This window comes from Tabrizicola sp. T46 (assembly GCF_057219895.1).
This window is the reverse complement of sequence record NZ_JBXVVV010000002.1, coordinates 62,031-76,387: the sequence shown is the minus strand read 5'-3', so window position 1 is coordinate 76,387 and position 14,357 is coordinate 62,031. Positions and strand designations below refer to the sequence as shown.

Annotated in this window: 22 protein-coding genes; 17 read left to right on the top strand and 5 right to left on the bottom strand. The window is 64.2% G+C overall.

Going from position 1 to position 14,357, the window contains the following annotated elements:
• Positions 1-168 precede the first annotated feature (168 nt).
• The 12 genes from ffh to AC2D9V_RS07765 all read left to right on the top strand — a co-directional run bounded on the left by ffh (position 169) and on the right by AC2D9V_RS07765 (position 8,375).
• On the top strand, positions 169-1,680 hold the full coding sequence (gene ffh, locus AC2D9V_RS07820; protein WP_484713502.1) for a signal recognition particle protein: 1,512 nt from the start codon (positions 169-171) through the stop codon (positions 1,678-1,680).
• Entirely contained in the window at positions 1,677-2,216 is a 540-nt protein-coding gene (locus AC2D9V_RS07815; protein WP_484713501.1) for a GNAT family N-acetyltransferase, read from the top strand. Before ffh ends, AC2D9V_RS07815 begins: the two co-directional genes overlap by 4 nt.
• Positions 2,213-2,740, top strand: coding sequence for a GNAT family N-acetyltransferase (locus tag AC2D9V_RS07810; RefSeq protein WP_484713500.1), 528 nt, complete (start codon positions 2,213-2,215; stop codon positions 2,738-2,740). The genes AC2D9V_RS07815 and AC2D9V_RS07810 overlap by 4 nt, the downstream gene beginning before the upstream one ends.
• On the top strand, positions 2,737-3,369 hold the full coding sequence (locus tag AC2D9V_RS07805) for a GNAT family N-acetyltransferase (protein ID WP_484713499.1): 633 nt from the start codon (positions 2,737-2,739) through the stop codon (positions 3,367-3,369). The genes AC2D9V_RS07810 and AC2D9V_RS07805 overlap by 4 nt, the downstream gene beginning before the upstream one ends.
• Entirely contained in the window at positions 3,366-3,662 is a 297-nt protein-coding gene (locus tag AC2D9V_RS07800) for a chorismate mutase (protein ID WP_484713498.1), read from the top strand. Before AC2D9V_RS07805 ends, AC2D9V_RS07800 begins: the two co-directional genes overlap by 4 nt.
• Positions 3,663-3,721: 59 nt before the next feature.
• Positions 3,722-4,075, top strand: a complete 354-nt coding sequence (gene rpsP, locus AC2D9V_RS07795; protein WP_484713497.1) for a 30S ribosomal protein S16 — start codon at positions 3,722-3,724, stop codon at positions 4,073-4,075.
• Positions 4,076-4,139: 64 nt separating this feature from the next.
• Complete coding sequence (rimM, locus tag AC2D9V_RS07790; RefSeq protein WP_484713496.1) at positions 4,140-4,646, top strand: ribosome maturation factor RimM; 507 nt, start codon at positions 4,140-4,142, stop codon at positions 4,644-4,646.
• 45 nt (positions 4,647-4,691) lie between these two features.
• Positions 4,692-5,663, top strand: coding sequence for a hypothetical protein (locus AC2D9V_RS07785; protein WP_484713495.1), 972 nt, complete (start codon positions 4,692-4,694; stop codon positions 5,661-5,663).
• 42 nt (positions 5,664-5,705) lie between these two features.
• Positions 5,706-6,506, top strand: coding sequence for a tRNA (guanosine(37)-N1)-methyltransferase TrmD (gene trmD, locus AC2D9V_RS07780; protein WP_484713494.1), 801 nt, complete (start codon positions 5,706-5,708; stop codon positions 6,504-6,506).
• A 262-nt stretch (positions 6,507-6,768) separates the two neighbouring features.
• A complete protein-coding gene (gene rplS, locus AC2D9V_RS07775) occupies positions 6,769-7,143 on the top strand; it encodes a 50S ribosomal protein L19 (protein WP_484713493.1) in 375 nt (124 codons plus the stop codon).
• A gap of 11 nt (positions 7,144-7,154) precedes the next feature.
• Positions 7,155-7,376, top strand: coding sequence for a 50S ribosomal protein L31 (rpmE, locus tag AC2D9V_RS07770; RefSeq protein ID WP_484713492.1), 222 nt, complete (start codon positions 7,155-7,157; stop codon positions 7,374-7,376).
• A gap of 204 nt (positions 7,377-7,580) precedes the next feature.
• Complete coding sequence (locus AC2D9V_RS07765) at positions 7,581-8,375, top strand: division plane positioning ATPase MipZ (RefSeq protein WP_484713491.1); 795 nt, start codon at positions 7,581-7,583, stop codon at positions 8,373-8,375.
• Here AC2D9V_RS07765 and AC2D9V_RS07760 read toward each other — a convergent pair.
• Together AC2D9V_RS07760 and AC2D9V_RS07755 are read right to left on the bottom strand one after the other, a co-directional pair.
• Complete coding sequence (locus tag AC2D9V_RS07760; protein WP_484713490.1) at positions 8,344-8,520, bottom strand: hypothetical protein; 177 nt, start codon at positions 8,518-8,520, stop codon at positions 8,344-8,346. The two genes, AC2D9V_RS07765 and AC2D9V_RS07760, sit on opposite strands and share 32 nt — an antisense overlap.
• Positions 8,521-8,641: 121 nt before the next feature.
• Complete coding sequence (locus AC2D9V_RS07755; RefSeq protein ID WP_484713489.1) at positions 8,642-9,016, bottom strand: ArsR/SmtB family transcription factor; 375 nt, start codon at positions 9,014-9,016, stop codon at positions 8,642-8,644.
• A 204-nt stretch (positions 9,017-9,220) separates the two neighbouring features.
• On the opposite strand from AC2D9V_RS07755, the gene AC2D9V_RS07750 reads away from it, so the two are divergent.
• The 5 genes from AC2D9V_RS07750 (at position 9,221) to AC2D9V_RS07730 (ending at position 11,746) form a co-directional block, all read left to right on the top strand.
• Positions 9,221-9,550, top strand: a complete 330-nt coding sequence (locus AC2D9V_RS07750; protein WP_484713488.1) for an AtpZ/AtpI family protein — start codon at positions 9,221-9,223, stop codon at positions 9,548-9,550.
• 2 nt (positions 9,551-9,552) lie between these two features.
• Positions 9,553-10,314 carry a F0F1 ATP synthase subunit A gene (locus tag AC2D9V_RS07745; RefSeq protein WP_484713487.1) on the top strand — a complete coding sequence of 254 codons (762 nt, stop codon included), beginning with the start codon at positions 9,553-9,555 and terminating at the stop codon, positions 10,312-10,314.
• A gap of 44 nt (positions 10,315-10,358) precedes the next feature.
• Positions 10,359-10,595, top strand: a complete 237-nt coding sequence (locus AC2D9V_RS07740) for a F0F1 ATP synthase subunit C (RefSeq protein ID WP_484713486.1) — start codon at positions 10,359-10,361, stop codon at positions 10,593-10,595.
• A 68-nt stretch (positions 10,596-10,663) separates the two neighbouring features.
• On the top strand, positions 10,664-11,188 hold the full coding sequence (locus AC2D9V_RS07735; protein WP_484713485.1) for a F0F1 ATP synthase subunit B': 525 nt from the start codon (positions 10,664-10,666) through the stop codon (positions 11,186-11,188).
• Positions 11,189-11,191: 3 nt separating this feature from the next.
• Entirely contained in the window at positions 11,192-11,746 is a 555-nt protein-coding gene (locus tag AC2D9V_RS07730) for a F0F1 ATP synthase subunit B (protein WP_484713484.1), read from the top strand.
• Positions 11,747-11,857: 111 nt separating this feature from the next.
• Here AC2D9V_RS07730 and AC2D9V_RS07725 read toward each other — a convergent pair whose 3' ends face one another.
• The 3 genes from AC2D9V_RS07725 to AC2D9V_RS07715 all read right to left on the bottom strand — a co-directional run bounded on the left by AC2D9V_RS07725 (position 11,858) and on the right by AC2D9V_RS07715 (position 14,312).
• Complete coding sequence (locus tag AC2D9V_RS07725; protein WP_484713483.1) at positions 11,858-12,625, bottom strand: FadR/GntR family transcriptional regulator; 768 nt, start codon at positions 12,623-12,625, stop codon at positions 11,858-11,860.
• 102 nt (positions 12,626-12,727) lie between these two features.
• Positions 12,728-13,375 (bottom strand): YiaD family glycine zipper/OmpA-like lipoprotein, encoded by a 648-nt coding sequence (locus AC2D9V_RS07720; protein WP_484713482.1) that lies wholly within the window; start codon positions 13,373-13,375, stop codon positions 12,728-12,730.
• A gap of 106 nt (positions 13,376-13,481) precedes the next feature.
• Positions 13,482-14,312: a methylated-DNA--[protein]-cysteine S-methyltransferase gene (locus tag AC2D9V_RS07715; protein WP_484713481.1), complete on the bottom strand. Its 831-nt coding sequence runs from the start codon at positions 14,310-14,312 to the stop codon at positions 13,482-13,484.
• Positions 14,313-14,357: the final 45 nt, after the last annotated feature.

Genomic DNA, 14,357 nt, shown 5'->3' with positions numbered 1-14,357 from the left:
CGCAGGCGTATCCGCCGCGGGAATTCCCGGAGGCTTCCTGCTTCCGGTCCCTTGGGCATTTGCCGGGATCGCCATCCGTCAGCGCGTTGCGCCCACGGGTGCGCTTCCGCTTTGCATCAGGGCCTCGCCGTCCCATATCGGGGCAAACGTCTAACGGAGATGCGGCCGATGTTTGAGAACCTGTCCGAACGCCTTGGCGGCGTCTTCGACCGCCTGACGAAGCAAGGCGCGCTGACCGAAGCAGACGTGACCACCGCACTCCGCGAGGTCCGCACCGCGCTCTTGGAGGCTGACGTCTCCCTTCCCGTCGCGCGCGACTTCATCAAGCGCGTGACCGAAAAGGCCACCGGTGCGGCGGTGACAAAGTCGATCACCCCCGGCCAGATGGTCGTGAAGATCGTCCATGACGAACTGATCCGCGTTCTGGCCGGCGAGGGCGAGCCGGACGCGCTCAAGATCGACAACCCGCCCGCGACGATCCTGATGGTCGGCCTTCAGGGCTCTGGCAAGACCACCACCACCGCCAAGCTGGCAAAGCGCCTGAAAGAGAAGAACGGGAAGAAGGTCCTTCTCGCCTCGCTCGATACCAACCGACCTGCGGCGATGGAACAGCTGGCGATCCTCGGCGCGCAGATCGGCGTCGACTCGCTGCCGATCGTCAAGGGCGAAACCGCCGTCCAGATCGCCAAGCGCGCCAAGACCCAGGCCAATCTTGGCGGCTATGACGTTGTCTTCCTCGATACCGCAGGCCGCCTCCACATCGACGAAGTCCTGATGGACGAGGTCCAGGCGGTGCGCGACATCGCCCAGCCGCGCGAAACCCTCCTCGTCGTCGACGGCCTCACGGGGCAGGACGCCGTCAATGTCGCCACCGAATTCGACGGCAAGGTCGGCATCTCGGGCGTCGTCCTCACCCGGATGGACGGCGACGGGCGCGGCGGTGCCGCACTTTCCATGCGCGCGGTCACCGGGAAACCGATCCGCTTCGTCGGCCTTGGCGAAAAGATGGACGCGATCGAGGTCTTCGAGGCCGAACGCGTCGCAGGCCGCATTCTTGGCATGGGCGACATCGTCGCCCTCGTCGAAAAGGCGCAGGAAACGTTCGAGGCCGAACAGGCCGAACGCATGGCCAAGCGCTTTGCCAAGGGCCTGTTCAACATGAACGACCTCAAGATGCAGCTTGACCAGATGCTGAAGATGGGCGGGATGCAGGGTCTGATGGGCATGATGCCCGGCATGGGCAAGATGCAGGCCCAGGCCGAGGCTGCGGGCCTCAACGACAAGATGCTCAAGCACCAGATCGCGCTCATCAATTCGATGACGAAGAAGGAACGCGCGAACCCCGATCTCCTCGCCGCCTCCCGCAAGAAGCGCATCGCTGCCGGTGCGGGCCTCGATGTGGCCGAGCTCAACCGCCTGCTGAAACAGCACAAGCAGATGGCGGAGATGATGAAGAAGATGGGCAAGGGCGGCGCGATGAAGCAGATGATCCGCCAGTTTATGGGCAAGGGCGGCATGCCCGATCCGTCGAAGATGTCGCCCGAACAACTCGCCGAGCTGGGCAAGGGCATGGGTCAGGGGATGGGCGGCATGGGCGGTGGCATGCCCCCCGGCATGGGCGGCCTGCCGCGTGGGATCACGTTGCCTGCGGGCCTGTCGGGGCTGATGCGGAAGAAATGATGCAGCCCATCGCGCGCCAGATCGCCGATGCCGTGCCGGTCCTTGAGACCGAACGGCTGCGGCTGCGCGCGCCCCGGTTGGATGATTTCGAGGCATGGGCCAGCTTCTTCGCCTCTGACCGCGCGGTCCATGAAGGCGGGCCGAAAACCCGGCGCGCCGCATGGGAGCATTGGGCCTCTGACGTCGCTCTCTGGCCGCTGAAGGGCTACGGCCCCTTCGGCGTGGATGATCGCAAGACCGGCGCTTATCTGGGCGAGGTCGGCATCTACCACGGCGAAGGTTACCCCGCACCGGAACTCGGCTGGTTCGTGGTGCCCGGGGCCGAAGGCAAGGGCGTGGCCCTGGAAGCGGCCCGCGCCGTTCTCGACTGGGTGAAGGCCAGCTTTGACTGGCCGCACATCACCAATATCATCGAACCCGCCAACACCCGCTCAATCGCCCTTGGCCTGCGGCTGGGCGGGGTGATCGACCCGACCCTTCCCGGGATCGACCCCGGCGACGTGGTCATCCGGCATGACCTGCGGGGGGCGGCATGACCTACGCTTTCGCGCTGCCCATTCCCGTGCTGGAAACCGACCGCCTCATCTTGCGCGAACCGCGTGAGGCAGACTTTCCGACCATGCTCGCCTTCAACGAAAGCTCACGGAACGCCTTTGTCGGCGGCACGCTGGAACGTCGCTGGATCTGGCGCGGGCTTCTGGCCAACATCGGCCACTGGGCACTGCGCGGCTACGGCTTCTTTTCGGTCGATACCAAGGCGGGCGAGTTCATCGGACGGATCGGCGTCATCTACCACGACGAATGGCCGGAACCGGAACTCGCCTGGCATCTCTATGACGGCTTCGAAGGCAAGGGTTACGCCGCCGAGGCCGCCGTTGCAGCGCGTGCCGACTATCACGCCCGCGTTTCGCACATGCCGCTCATCAGCATGATCGACGTGCCGAACATCCGGTCCGAGGCGCTGGCGCTTCGCCTTGGCGCGGTCCGCGAGCGGACCGAGACCGATCCCGACGGCGATTTCCATATCTACCGTCATCCCGTGCCGGGAGGTGCAGCATGACCGCCCCGCACGAAATGTCCATACCTGGCCCGGCGGCCGATTTCGCCGCGATGCTGGCCGCAGAGCTGCCGGCGATCGAAACCGCACGTCTGCGCCTCCGCGCGCCGCGCCTGTCCGACTTCGACGCCTGGGCCGAAATCTTCACCGGTCCCGCCGGCACCCACCTTGGCGGCCCCTTCAACCGGGACGACGCCTTCACCGAGTTCGCCGCGACCTGCGGCCTCTGGCTCCTGCGCGGCCACGGGCTCTGGACGGTCGAGCCGAAAGCGGGGGGCGAAGTGCTTGGCTTCGTCCTCATCGGGTTCGAGCCCGGCGATCAGGTGCCCGAACTCGGCTACCTCTTCCGCCCAGTGGCCGAGGGGAAGGGCTACGCCACCGAGGCCGCCCGCGCCCTGCGCGACCATGCTGTAGGGCCGATGGGCCTGGAGACTCTCGTCAGCTACATCGACCCGGCAAACCCGCGCTCGGTCCGCGTGGCCGAACGGCTCGGGGCGGTCCGGGCGCCCGATTTCGACGGCGCGCAGGTCTGGGTGCACCGCAGTGTTGCACAATCCGGCGTCTCTCCGCGCGTAGAGACGGAAGGAAGACGCAAGGAAGACGCGAAGAAGACGTCGAAAAGGGGGACATGATGGACGCTGCAACCCGCGCATCCGAACTTCTGAAAGATCATCGCGCCTCGATCGACCGGCTCGATGCGATCCTTGTCTATACCCTTGCCGAACGCTTCAAGCAGACGCAGGCGGTGGGGCGGCTCAAGGCCGAACACGGGCTTCCCCCCTCTGACCCCGACCGCGAGTCGCGCCAGATGGCGCGGCTTCACCAGCTTGCGACCGAGGCCGATCTCGACCCCGATCTGGCAAAGAAATTCCTGACCTTCATCATCAGCGAAGTCATCAGGCATCACGAGAAACTGCAGAAATAACAACCACGTAGGGTGCACCTGCAAGGGCACCTTCGACATCAAACCAAGGAGACTACCCAATGGCTATGAAAATCCGTCTTGCCCGTGGCGGCTCGAAGAAGCGCCCGTTCTATTCCATCGTCGCGACCGACAGCCGCATGCCGCGTGACGGGCGGTTCCTCGAAAAGCTCGGGACCTACAACCCGCTGCTGGCCAAGGACGACGAAAAGCGCGTCGTGATGAACCTCGAGCGTGTGCAGTACTGGCTCGGACAGGGCGCCCAGCCGACCGACCGCATCGCGCGCATGCTGGAAGCCGCCGGCGCCCGCCCGAAAACCGTCCGGAACAACCCCAACGCGGCCAAACCCGGCAAGGCGATGACCGAGCGCGCCGCGAAGAAAGCCGCCCGCGCGGCTGAACCTGCGGCTGAGTAATACTTTGATTTTAAAAAATAATCTGGCAGTCCCGCTTGGGGCTGCCGGAAACTCCGGGGATCTCATGGCACAGGACCGCATCTGCATCGGCGCGATCGTCGGGGCCTTCGGGGTCGCGGGCGAGGTGCGGCTGAAGTCCTTCTGCTCCACCCCGTCCGACATCGCCTCTTACGGACCGCTGACTTCCGAAGACGGCAGCCGCGAATTCCGGATCAGCTTGACCAAGCCCGTCACCGGAGGTTTCGGCGCCCGGATTGCGGGCATCACCACCCGTGAGGCGGCCGAGGCGCTGCGCGGAACAAGCCTCTTTGTCGACCGGGAACGGCTGCCTTCGCTGCCGGATGACGAGTTCTATCACGCCGACCTGATCGGCCTTGATGTCCTTGATACCGGGGGTGACGCCCTGGGAAAGGTCACCGCGATTCACAATCACGGGGCCGGGGATATCATCGAAATATCCTCGACCCGTCACAAATCAGCCCTGCTTTTGCCCTTTACCAAGGCAATCGTGCCCAATGTCGATCTTTCGGCAGGTCGTTTGATCGTCGATCTGCCGGACGAAACGGAATAGGCCCAAGTTCCCGCTACGCTGCGGGGTCATGGAAGGGGATTGGTCATGCTGACCCGCATCCGGCTTTTGAAGGCGGCGACGGCGCTGTTGTACATCGGCCCGCTGTTTGCGGGGATCAGCGGGCTTGGCTGGGGCATGGTTGCCCCCTTCGTTGCCATCTTCATCGTCTGGCTGATGGTCCTGCGGCCAGAACAATGGCCCGCCAGTCCCCAGGAATGGCTGACGCTTCCGGCGATCGGCGCTGCGGTCACGCAGCTCTTGTCGCAGATCCTTCTGGTTACGGTGCTGCTTGCCGTCGGCCGGGGGATCGGTGGTCTGGCCGGCATCGTTTCGGCCGTCAATCCCATCTTCCCGCTTGCGGTTTCGTTTCTGGCCATCCCGCTTTGCCGTATGCTCTGGGACCCGCGCGAGGCGGCAAACCAGGGCGTCTTTCTGGATGAAGAGGCCGAGATCGCGCAGGCCCCGCGCGCTGCGGCCGAAGCCGCCGCTGCGATCATCCCGCTTCTGAACCTGCCGGACAGCGCGCCGGACGCCGAAGTCATGACGAAAACGGCCGACTCGCTTTCCGGGCTGGCTGCTGATCTGAGGCTCGAGGCCTTGGCCGCAGCACTGACACATCCCGACCGCAGCCATGCCGCATTGCGTCGCGCGCTGGTCCTTTGGTGTTCGGAACCGGAGGTGGTGGCCCCCGCGAAGGTGTCGAACGCGATGGCCCGCAGCTTTTCCTTTGCTGACGGTAACCCCGACCTTCTGCGTCTTTTTGTGCCAAGGGCGCTCGCGCTGATCGCTGCATTTCCCGATCGCGCGGCAGAGTTTCCTGATCCGCAGGACATCCGTGCCGTGAGCAAGGAGGGGCTTGCCGCGAACGGCGAACTTGATCTGCCCGAGCATCTTCGGGCCGACCTGAGGGAGGGACTTGCGGCGTTGGCGCAGGCCTTGGAACATGCCTTGGCGGCACGCGCTGAGCCGGCGCGGGACCGGGTCGAGGCATCCGAGACCTCCGTCCGGGTGGCCTGAGGGGGTCTTCCCCGCCCAGCGCTTTCCGGGTAAGCCCGGATCATGTCAGACCCCGCTTCCCCGCCTAAGAGCCACGGCCGTCTTTCGATTCGCGCCACGGCCAGCCCGCGCGACCTGATGGAGGAACCACGCCTCGTAAAGGGCGCCTGGGTGGCAAAGGTCGTGACGCTTTTCCCCGAGGCATTTCCCGGGACCCTGGGACTTTCCCTGACCGGCAAGGCGCTGGACCTGGGGCTTTGGCGACTGGATACCGTCGACCTGAGGACCTTTGGCGAGGGACGCCATCGCAACGTGGACGACACGCCTGCCGGTGGTGGGGCGGGCATGGTCCTGAGGCCGGACGTGGTGGATGCGGCCTTGCGGCACGCCCGCGTGGGCACGCCCGTCGACCGCAGCCGCTGGCCGGTAGTCTATCTTTCTCCGCGCGGCCGTCCTTTTGACCAAGCCACCGCGCGCCGGCTTGCCGGGGGCGAGGGCATGACCTTGCTGTGTGGACGTTTCGAAGGTGTCGATCAGCGGGTGCTGGACCATCAGGAGATCGAGGAGATTTCGCTGGGTGACTTTGTCCTGACCGGGGGTGAGATCGCGGTGCAGGCGGTGCTGGATGCGACCGTGCGTCTTCTTCCGGGCGTACTTGGCAATGCCGCCTCGACCGAGGAGGAAAGCTTTTCGGACGGGCTTCTGGAACACCCCCAATACACGAGGCCCGCGGTCTGGGAGGGGCGGGAGATCCCGGCCGTGCTTCAATCCGGGAACCATGCCGAGATCGCGAAGTGGCGGCGCGCAGAATCCGAGGCCTTGACCCGCGCGCGGCGCCCGGACCTTTGGGCCAAGCGAAGCTGACGAACGACCTGCCCCGGCCCTTGACCCATCCTTCGCTTCCCCCTATACGCGCCCGGTCCGGGGTGCATGCCCATCGGACCCGATTCCCTTTGCCTGCCCGCCTTCTTCCGCGGGGCCATCGTGAAGGGGCGGCCAACATGAAAAGCAGGCGCCACCTGCGGCGGGCTTCCTGGGAAACCAGGGGGGACCCGGACGAAGACCGGAAGCTCTGGCGCGGCATCACATCTGCGGAAACCACCGCAGGCAGAAAAGGAAACCGCGCATGAACCTCATCGCGCAGATCGAAGCCGAGCAGATTGCGGCGCTTGGCAAGTCGATCCCGGATTTCAAGGCCGGGGATACCATCCGCGTCGGCTACAAGGTGACCGAAGGCTCGCGGAGCCGCGTGCAGGCCTATGAAGGCGTCTGCATCGGCCGCAAGGGTGGCGCTACGATCGCCGCATCGTTCACCGTCCGCAAGATCTCGTTCGGCGAAGGTGTGGAACGCGTGTTCCCGCTGTACTCGACCAACATCGACAGCATCGAAGTCGTGCGTCGCGGCAAGGTCCGCCGCGCCAAGCTGTACTACCTGCGCGCCCGTCGCGGCAAATCGGCCCGTATCGCCGAGGATGCCGCCTACAAAGCCAAAGCCGAATAAGGAGCGGGACGATGAAAGCCGATATTCACCCCGAATACCACACGATCACCATCAAGATGACCGATGGGACGACCTACGAGACGCGCTCGACCTGGGGCAAGGAAGGCGACACCATGTCGCTCGACATCGACCCGCTGGCGCACCCGGCATGGACCGGCCAGCAGGCCAAGCTGATGGACACCGGTGGCCGCGTGTCGAAGTTCAAGAACAAGTACGCCGGCCTGGGCTTCTGATCCCATCCGACGGACGACTTGCGCCGGGCCTGCGGAAACGCAGGCCCTTTGCTTTGGTGAACACCTGCAAGCCGAAATCTTCGAAGATTTCGGACCGGAGCCTTTGAAGGCTCCGTGGCGATTTCTTCAAAGAAATCGCTTCCCGGCTTCCACCCCGATGCCCCTTTGAATATGAGAGGCGCGGGAAGCTGCAGAGGGACCGCCATGGCGCACATCATCGTCGTTGGCAACGAAAAGGGTGGTTCGGGCAAGTCGACGACCTCGATGCACGTGGCCACTGCGCTGTCGCGGCTTGGCAAGCGGGTGGGATGCATCGATCTGGACCTGCGGCAGAAATCCCTTGGCCGGTTCATCGAAAACCGGCGCGCCTTCATGGCGAAGGCCGGGCTTGACCTGCCGACCCCGGACTATCGCGACCTGCCCGGCCCGGGTGGTTCGGACCCCAGTCAGGACCAACGCCTGACCGGGGTTGTCGAGGCGCTGCATGCCGAGAAGGATTTCGTCGTGATCGACTGCCCCGGCAGCCACACCCGGCTGTCGCAGTTGGCGCATACGATGGCCGATACGTTGATCACGCCGATGAACGACAGTTTCGTGGACTTCGACCTGCTTGCGCGCGTCGATCCGACCTCTGGCCAGGTGAAAGGCCCGTCGATCTATGCCGAGATGGTCTGGGGCGCGCGGCAGATGCGTGCGCAGGCCGGGCTGAAGCCGATCGACTGGATCGTGGTGCGGAACCGGCTGGGAGCCCAGGCGATGCACAACAAGAAGAAGGTCGGCTCGGCGCTGGAAGAACTGTCGCGCCGTATCGGGTTTCGCGTGCTGTCGGGGTTCTCGGAACGGGTGATCTTCCGAGAGCTTTTCCCGCGCGGGCTGACGCTGCTTGACCTGCGGGATACCGGCGTCGACCAGCTGAACCTGTCGAACATCGCTGCGCGGCAAGAGCTGCGCGACCTGATGGCGGGGCTCAGACTTCCGTCTCTGACGGTCGACTTTTGAACACCGGGCCGCCGAGGCCCACCTGGTTCACCACGCGCGCGCGGTTCACCTTCTTCAGGCGCTTGTCGAACGCTTCCGCGTCCTTCTCGTCCGACTTCAGTCGGGGCATCCTGATCTTGCGCAGCAGCTTGATTGCTTTTTTCATTGGCCGGTTCCTTGCGGTCGTTCCATCCAGATAGTGTGCAAGGACGGCGGCACTATGGCAAGCACTGGTTGGTTCTTGGGCTCTTTGCGGACGGGCCCGGGGCGGAGCGTTTCTCGGTAAGCTATGCTGTTGCTTTTGCAGCGGTTACTGTTTCCAGCTCTGGCTGATCCGCGTCGTCGCGCAGCTCGTCGGCCAGAAATCGTTCGAAGGCGTCGAGGTCCAGGGGGTCGAACTGCCCGAATCCCTGCATCCAGATCGACGCGTCGCGCATCGCATCAGGCTCGAGCTTGCACCAGATCACGCGGCCCCGGCGTTCGCGGCTGATGAGACCGGCATCGGCCAGAACGCCCAAGTGTTTCGAGATTGCCGCGAGGCTCATGTCGAACGGGTCGGCCACATCTGTGACCGCCATGTCGTCTTCCAGAAGCATCGCGAGGATCCTTCTGCGGGTCGGGTCGGCCAAGGCCGCGAAGACGAGGTCGAGACGGTCGGTCATGCGCGGACTATCCGGCTCGGCGGCGTGATCGTCAACCGTCAGGTTGAATATGGCGATTGGTGCCAAAGGGTGCCAAAGCAGGCTTTCGGCACTGACGGCAAGACAGTAAATCCATATTTTACAGATGCTTGCCGGAAGACAGCCGCACTTGACTCCTATCCGCCCTGTCCGTAGGTTCCGCCCGACTGTGAAAGGGCCTGACCAATGGCGTCCGAACCCGATCCTGACCGGCTGCGCGCGCTTGAAGAGCGGCTGGAGAAGGTGAGGGAAAAGCCGAAGGCCGAGCCTACCACCACAGCCAAGGGTTTCTCGCAGGGCGAGGTGGCCTGGAGGATGGTGATCGAGCTTGCGACCGGCATCGTGCTGGGGGCGGGCATCGGTTACGGGATCGACGTGCTTGCCGGCACGCTGCCCATCTTCCTGGTGATCTTCTCGCTTCTCGGTTTTGCCGCAGGCATCCGGACGATGCTGGGCACGGCGCGGGAGCTTGGCGAAAAGACGGCGGCGAAGGCCGCGAAGGGCAAAGGGAACTGACGATGGCGACGACCGGGGAAGAACACGCTGGCGGACTTCAGATCCACCCGATGGATCAGTTCCTGGTCAAGCCGCTGTTCGGCGACGGTCCGATCTACTGGTATACACCGACCAACGTCACCCTCTGGATGGGCATAGCAATCCTTGCGCTGATCGCGCTTCTTGTGCTGTCCACCCGCCGCCGGGCGATCGTCCCGTCCCGTGGGCAGTCTGTGGCCGAGCTCTTCTACGGCTTCATCCACAAGATGGTCGAGGATGTGGCGGGCCACGAGGGGCTGAAGTTCTTCCCCTACATCATGACGCTTTTCATGTTCGTCTTCCTGTCGAACATCCTGGGCCTGATCCCGAGCTCCTTCACCACGACCTCGCATATCGCGGTGACTGCAACGCTTGCGCTGATGGTGTTCCTTACGGTCACCGTCGTCGGGTTCTACCGCAAGGGTATCGGCTTCCTGTCGATGTTCTGGGTCTCGTCCGCGCCGCTCGCGCTGCGCCCGATCCTGGCGGTGATCGAGGTGATCTCGTACTTCGTGCGTCCGCTGTCGCATTCCATCCGTCTCGGCGGCAACCTGATGGCGGGCCATGCCGTGATCAAAGTCTTCGCCGGTTTTGCGAGTGTCATGGGTGTCGCCTCGGTCGTACCGATCCTGGCGATCATGGCGATCTACGGGCTTGAGGTGCTGGTCGCATCCGTCCAGGCCTATGTCTTCACCATTCTGACCTGCGTCTACCTTCGCGACGCGGTGGGCGACGCCCACCACTAAGGGTCCGGAACAACCTTCAGCCAATTCCAAAAAGGAGCTACCAAATGGAAGGCGATATCGCAGAAATGGGCAAGTTCATCGGTGCTGGCCTTGCCACCATCGGTCTTGGCGGCGCCGGCATCGGCGTGGGCCACATTGCCGGCAACTTCCTCGCGGGCGCGCTGCGCAACCCGTCGGCTGCCCCCGGCCAGATGGCCAACCTCTTCGTCGGCATCGCCTTCGCCGAAGCGCTCGGGATCTTCTCGTTCCTGATCGCGCTTCTGCTGATGTTCGCCGTCTGATCTTTCCGGCCTGACTTCCGGGCCGGGCGATATCCCGGCCCTGGTTCCAAGGTTTTAGGAGAGACGACATGGCAACCGAAGCACATGGCGAGGCAGGAGAGGCTGTGGGCATGCCCCAGCTGGATTTCTCGACCTGGCCGAACCAGATCTTTTGGCTTCTGGTCACGCTGGTCGTGATCTATCTGGTGCTGACCAAGATCGCCCTGCCGCGTATCGGCGCGGTTCTGGCCGACCGGAAGAGCACGATCACGAATGATCTCGCGGCAGCCGAAGAGCTGAAGCAAAAGGCGGTGGACGCCGAGAAGGCCTATAATGAAGCGCTGGCTTCGGCGCGTACCGAGGCAGCGAAGATCATTGCCGCGGCCAAGGCAGAGATCCAGAAAGACCTCGACGCTGCGACGGCAAAGGCGGATGCGGAAATCGCGGCAAAGGCTGCGGAATCCGAGAAAACCATCGCTGCGATCCGCGACGGGGCAGCGGCCGCCGTGGCCGAGGTTGCCCGCGAGACGGCAGGTGAACTGGTGGCGGCACTTGGTGGTGCTGCGGATACCAAGGCCGTGACGGCTGCGGTGACTGCACGGCTGAAAGGATAGGTTATGGTACGGCTTTCCATTCTTCCGGCCCTGATCGCCTCTCCCGCGCTTGCAGCGGACAAACCGTTCTTCTCATTGGCCAACACCAACTTCGTGGTTCTGTTGGGCTTTATCGCCTTCGTCTCCTTGCTGGTTTACCTCAAGGTTCCAGGAAAACTTGCCGGAATGCTTGACGCCCGTGCGGCAGCCATCAAGGCCGAGATCGACGAGGCCCGCGGCCTTCGCGAAGAGGCGAAGTCGATCCTTGCCACCTATGAACGGAGGCAGAAGGAAGTGCAGGAGCAGGCTGAGCGCATCGTCTCGTCGGCGCGTGATGAGGCCCTTGCGGCAGCCGAGCAAGCAAAGGCCGAACTGAAACGGTCGATCGCACGCCGTATGGCAGCGGCAACCGACCAGATCGCCTCGGCAGAGGCTGCGGCGATCCGGCAGGTGAAAGAGCAGGCGGTCAACGTAGCAGTCGCGGCGGCTGGTGATGTCCTGGCCAAGCAGATGACGGCGGAGGCTGCTTCAGCCTCGATCGATGCTGCTATCGGGCAGGTCGAAGCTCGGATGCACTGACACCACGTCTATCACCAAGATATTGCCGGCAGGCCCAAGGCCTGCCGGTTTTTTCATTCGACGGCGGATAAGGTCGCTCCCCGGTCGGCCAAGCGGACGTCTTTTGCCCTTTTAGCGGCTTGCCTCTTGTTCCAGTTTCTGGCGGGCGATGATCTCGTGCTTCTCGGCGCGCATCTGATCGACCAGGGCCTGTTCGACATAGCTCAGATGGGCTGCAACCGCTGCTCGCGCGGCGTCCGGGTCCCGACGTTGGATCGCATCGTTCATTGCGCGGTGTTGGTCCAGAAGCTGTTCCCGCGTGATGCGGTTCCGGAACATGATCTGGCGATTATAGAAGACACCGTCCCGGAGCAAATCGAACATCGACCGCAGCATATGCAACATGATGACGTTGTGGCCAGCCTCGATGATCGCCATGTGGAAGGCGGCGTCGAGTTGCGCCTCGTCCGTGGGGTCGCGCTTTTGGTGAGCCGCTTCCATCTTTCGAAAGATGGTATCGATCACCCTAAGGTCCGTTTCGGATCCCAGGCGCGCCGCGCGTTCGGCAGCCAGACCCTCCATGTCCCGGCGAAAGGCAATATAGTCGAACACCGCCTCGTCATGCGTGGCGAACAGGCGCACGAGGGCCGGTGAGAAGGCCGAACCCAGTACTTCGGCCACGAACACTCCAGAGCCGGCTTTGCTGGTCAGAAGGCCGGCCTCCGCCAGTTCACTAATTGCCTCGCGCAGGGAAGGGCGCGACACGCCCAGCTTTTCGGCAAGGTCCCGTTCGGACGGCAGACGCTCTCCCGGTCGCAGGATGCCGCGCAGGATCAGTTGCTCGATCTGCCGGACCACCGACTGTGACAGCTTTTCCGGCGCGACCTTCTGGAACGGCATGCTGGCCCCCACCAACTGGTCGGAAATTATGACCAATTGGACAAAAGCACAAAAGAAATGGGCCGGGAAGACCCCGGCCCATTTCCAAACACGACAGAAGGATCACCGCGTCGGTCGGATGATGATCTCGACCCGGCGGTTCTGCGCCCGGCCCTCGGGCGTCAGGTTCGAGGCGATGGGCTGCTCTTCGCCGCGGCCGAAGGTCACGAGGCGGTTGGAAGGAACACCGCTGTCGCGCAACACGTTCGCGACCGACGCAGCGCGACGCTGCGAAAGATCCTGGTTGAAGGCGGCCGAGCCGGTGTTGTCGGTATGACCGATCACCTCGATCCGGGTGTCGGGATAGCGCGAGATGCTGCCGGCGATGGTCTGCAGGTCGCGCCGCAGGTTTGGTGTCAGGGCCGCGCTGTTCGTCTCGAAAAGAAGGTCCTGCGGCATGTTCACCACGAGGAATTGCCCGTTGTTGGCGATGGTAATGTACGAGGGCAGCTGCGAGCGCAGCTCGGCCGCCTGACGGTCTAGCGCCGAGCCGATCACCGCGCCGGAACCAGCCCCGAGCGCGCCACCGATGAGTGCGCCGCGCAGTTCGTTTCCATCGCTTGCCGTGGCCGCGCCGAGGACCGCGCCGGTCAGGCCGCCGATCGCGGCACCCTGCCGCGTCTGGGTACCCATCGGCGCATTTGGGTCGACGCAGGCCGAAAGGGCCAGGGTGCTGATCGCCGCCAGGATCAGGGGGGTCTTGCTCATCATTATGCTCTCGCCTCTTGACTGTGGCCCGTTCAGGGCTCGTCCCAAGCTTATATCAAGCTTAGACGTGGTCTTACAGTCCTGCTTCGCATCGGCAGGGTTTTGCCCATCACGCTTCGCTTCGCGCGGTTTCCCAGGCGAGCATCGCGCGTTTACGGGGAAGCCCCCAGTGATAGCCGCCCAGTCCGCCGTCGCGGCGGAGCGCCCGGTGGCAGGGGATCAGGAACGAGATCGGATTGCGCCCGACCGCAGTACCCACCGCGCGGTGCGCCGCGGGATGACCGATGGCGCCTGCGATGTCGGCATAGGTGGTGACGTGGCCGGTCGGAATTGCGAGGAGCGCCTCCCAGACCTTGATCTGGAACGGCGCGCCGATGAGGTGAAGCTCTGTCGGCTTTGCGCCGAAGGCGGCATCGACAAGGGGCCGAAGGGCCATCGGGTCCTCGACGTAGGTGGCCTTGGGCCACCGGTGGACAAGGTCCTCCAGCGTCGCTTCGGCCCCCGCCTCGTCGGCAAAGCCCATGCCACAGATGCCCTTCTCGGTCGCCATGACCAGGGCGGGTCCGAAGGGGCTTTCGAACCAGCCCCAGCGGATCGTCAGCCCATCGCCGCCGCGGGCGTAGTCGCCGGGGGACATGGCCTCCCAGGTCAGGAACAGATCGTGCAAGCGGCCGGTGCCGGAAAGCCCGGTCTCTAGCGCGGTACCGAGCATAGTGTGGCGCTCGGCAAGTAAACGTCGCGCGTGGCCCAGCGTAAGATACTGCTGGTACCGCTTCGGGCTGACGCCGACCCACTGGCTGAAGACCCGCTGGAAATGGGCCGGACTCATCCGCATCCTTGCTGCAAGGTCCTCAAGCGTCAGCGCGGGGCCTTCGGCGTCGATCACCTCCAGGGCGCGGGCGATCACCTGGTAGTGGTATGCTGGGGATTGGTCGGTCATCGCGCTTCTCCTTGGACTGCCAATCTAATGGGGGCCCTTCCGGTC

Excerpts from the sequence above, each read along its gene's own strand:
- AC2D9V_RS07725 (WP_484713483.1), bottom strand. The coding sequence starts at position 12,625 with ATGCCGTTCCAGAAGGTCGCGCCGGAAAAGCTGTCACAGTCGGTGGTC.
- AC2D9V_RS07805 (WP_484713499.1), top strand. The coding sequence starts at position 2,737 with ATGACCGCCCCGCACGAAATGTCCATACCTGGCCCGGCGGCCGATTTC.
- AC2D9V_RS07740 (WP_484713486.1), top strand. The coding sequence starts at position 10,359 with ATGGAAGGCGATATCGCAGAAATGGGCAAGTTCATCGGTGCTGGCCTT.
- AC2D9V_RS07730 (WP_484713484.1), top strand. The coding sequence starts at position 11,192 with ATGGTACGGCTTTCCATTCTTCCGGCCCTGATCGCCTCTCCCGCGCTT.
- AC2D9V_RS07715 (WP_484713481.1), bottom strand. The coding sequence starts at position 14,312 with ATGACCGACCAATCCCCAGCATACCACTACCAGGTGATCGCCCGCGCC.
- AC2D9V_RS07810 (WP_484713500.1), top strand. The coding sequence starts at position 2,213 with ATGACCTACGCTTTCGCGCTGCCCATTCCCGTGCTGGAAACCGACCGC.
- ffh (WP_484713502.1), top strand. The coding sequence starts at position 169 with ATGTTTGAGAACCTGTCCGAACGCCTTGGCGGCGTCTTCGACCGCCTG.
- AC2D9V_RS07815 (WP_484713501.1), top strand. The coding sequence starts at position 1,677 with ATGATGCAGCCCATCGCGCGCCAGATCGCCGATGCCGTGCCGGTCCTT.
- AC2D9V_RS07720 (WP_484713482.1), bottom strand. The coding sequence starts at position 13,375 with ATGATGAGCAAGACCCCCCTGATCCTGGCGGCGATCAGCACCCTGGCC.
- trmD (WP_484713494.1), top strand. The coding sequence starts at position 5,706 with ATGTCAGACCCCGCTTCCCCGCCTAAGAGCCACGGCCGTCTTTCGATT.
- rimM (WP_484713496.1), top strand. The coding sequence starts at position 4,140 with ATGGCACAGGACCGCATCTGCATCGGCGCGATCGTCGGGGCCTTCGGG.
- AC2D9V_RS07750 (WP_484713488.1), top strand. The coding sequence starts at position 9,221 with ATGGCGTCCGAACCCGATCCTGACCGGCTGCGCGCGCTTGAAGAGCGG.
- AC2D9V_RS07785 (WP_484713495.1), top strand. The coding sequence starts at position 4,692 with ATGCTGACCCGCATCCGGCTTTTGAAGGCGGCGACGGCGCTGTTGTAC.
- rpmE (WP_484713492.1), top strand. The coding sequence starts at position 7,155 with ATGAAAGCCGATATTCACCCCGAATACCACACGATCACCATCAAGATG.
- AC2D9V_RS07760 (WP_484713490.1), bottom strand. The coding sequence starts at position 8,520 with ATGAAAAAAGCAATCAAGCTGCTGCGCAAGATCAGGATGCCCCGACTG.
- AC2D9V_RS07745 (WP_484713487.1), top strand. The coding sequence starts at position 9,553 with ATGGCGACGACCGGGGAAGAACACGCTGGCGGACTTCAGATCCACCCG.
- AC2D9V_RS07735 (WP_484713485.1), top strand. The coding sequence starts at position 10,664 with ATGGCAACCGAAGCACATGGCGAGGCAGGAGAGGCTGTGGGCATGCCC.
- rplS (WP_484713493.1), top strand. The coding sequence starts at position 6,769 with ATGAACCTCATCGCGCAGATCGAAGCCGAGCAGATTGCGGCGCTTGGC.
- AC2D9V_RS07765 (WP_484713491.1), top strand. The coding sequence starts at position 7,581 with ATGGCGCACATCATCGTCGTTGGCAACGAAAAGGGTGGTTCGGGCAAG.
- AC2D9V_RS07800 (WP_484713498.1), top strand. The coding sequence starts at position 3,366 with ATGATGGACGCTGCAACCCGCGCATCCGAACTTCTGAAAGATCATCGC.
- rpsP (WP_484713497.1), top strand. The coding sequence starts at position 3,722 with ATGGCTATGAAAATCCGTCTTGCCCGTGGCGGCTCGAAGAAGCGCCCG.
- AC2D9V_RS07755 (WP_484713489.1), bottom strand. The coding sequence starts at position 9,016 with ATGACCGACCGTCTCGACCTCGTCTTCGCGGCCTTGGCCGACCCGACC.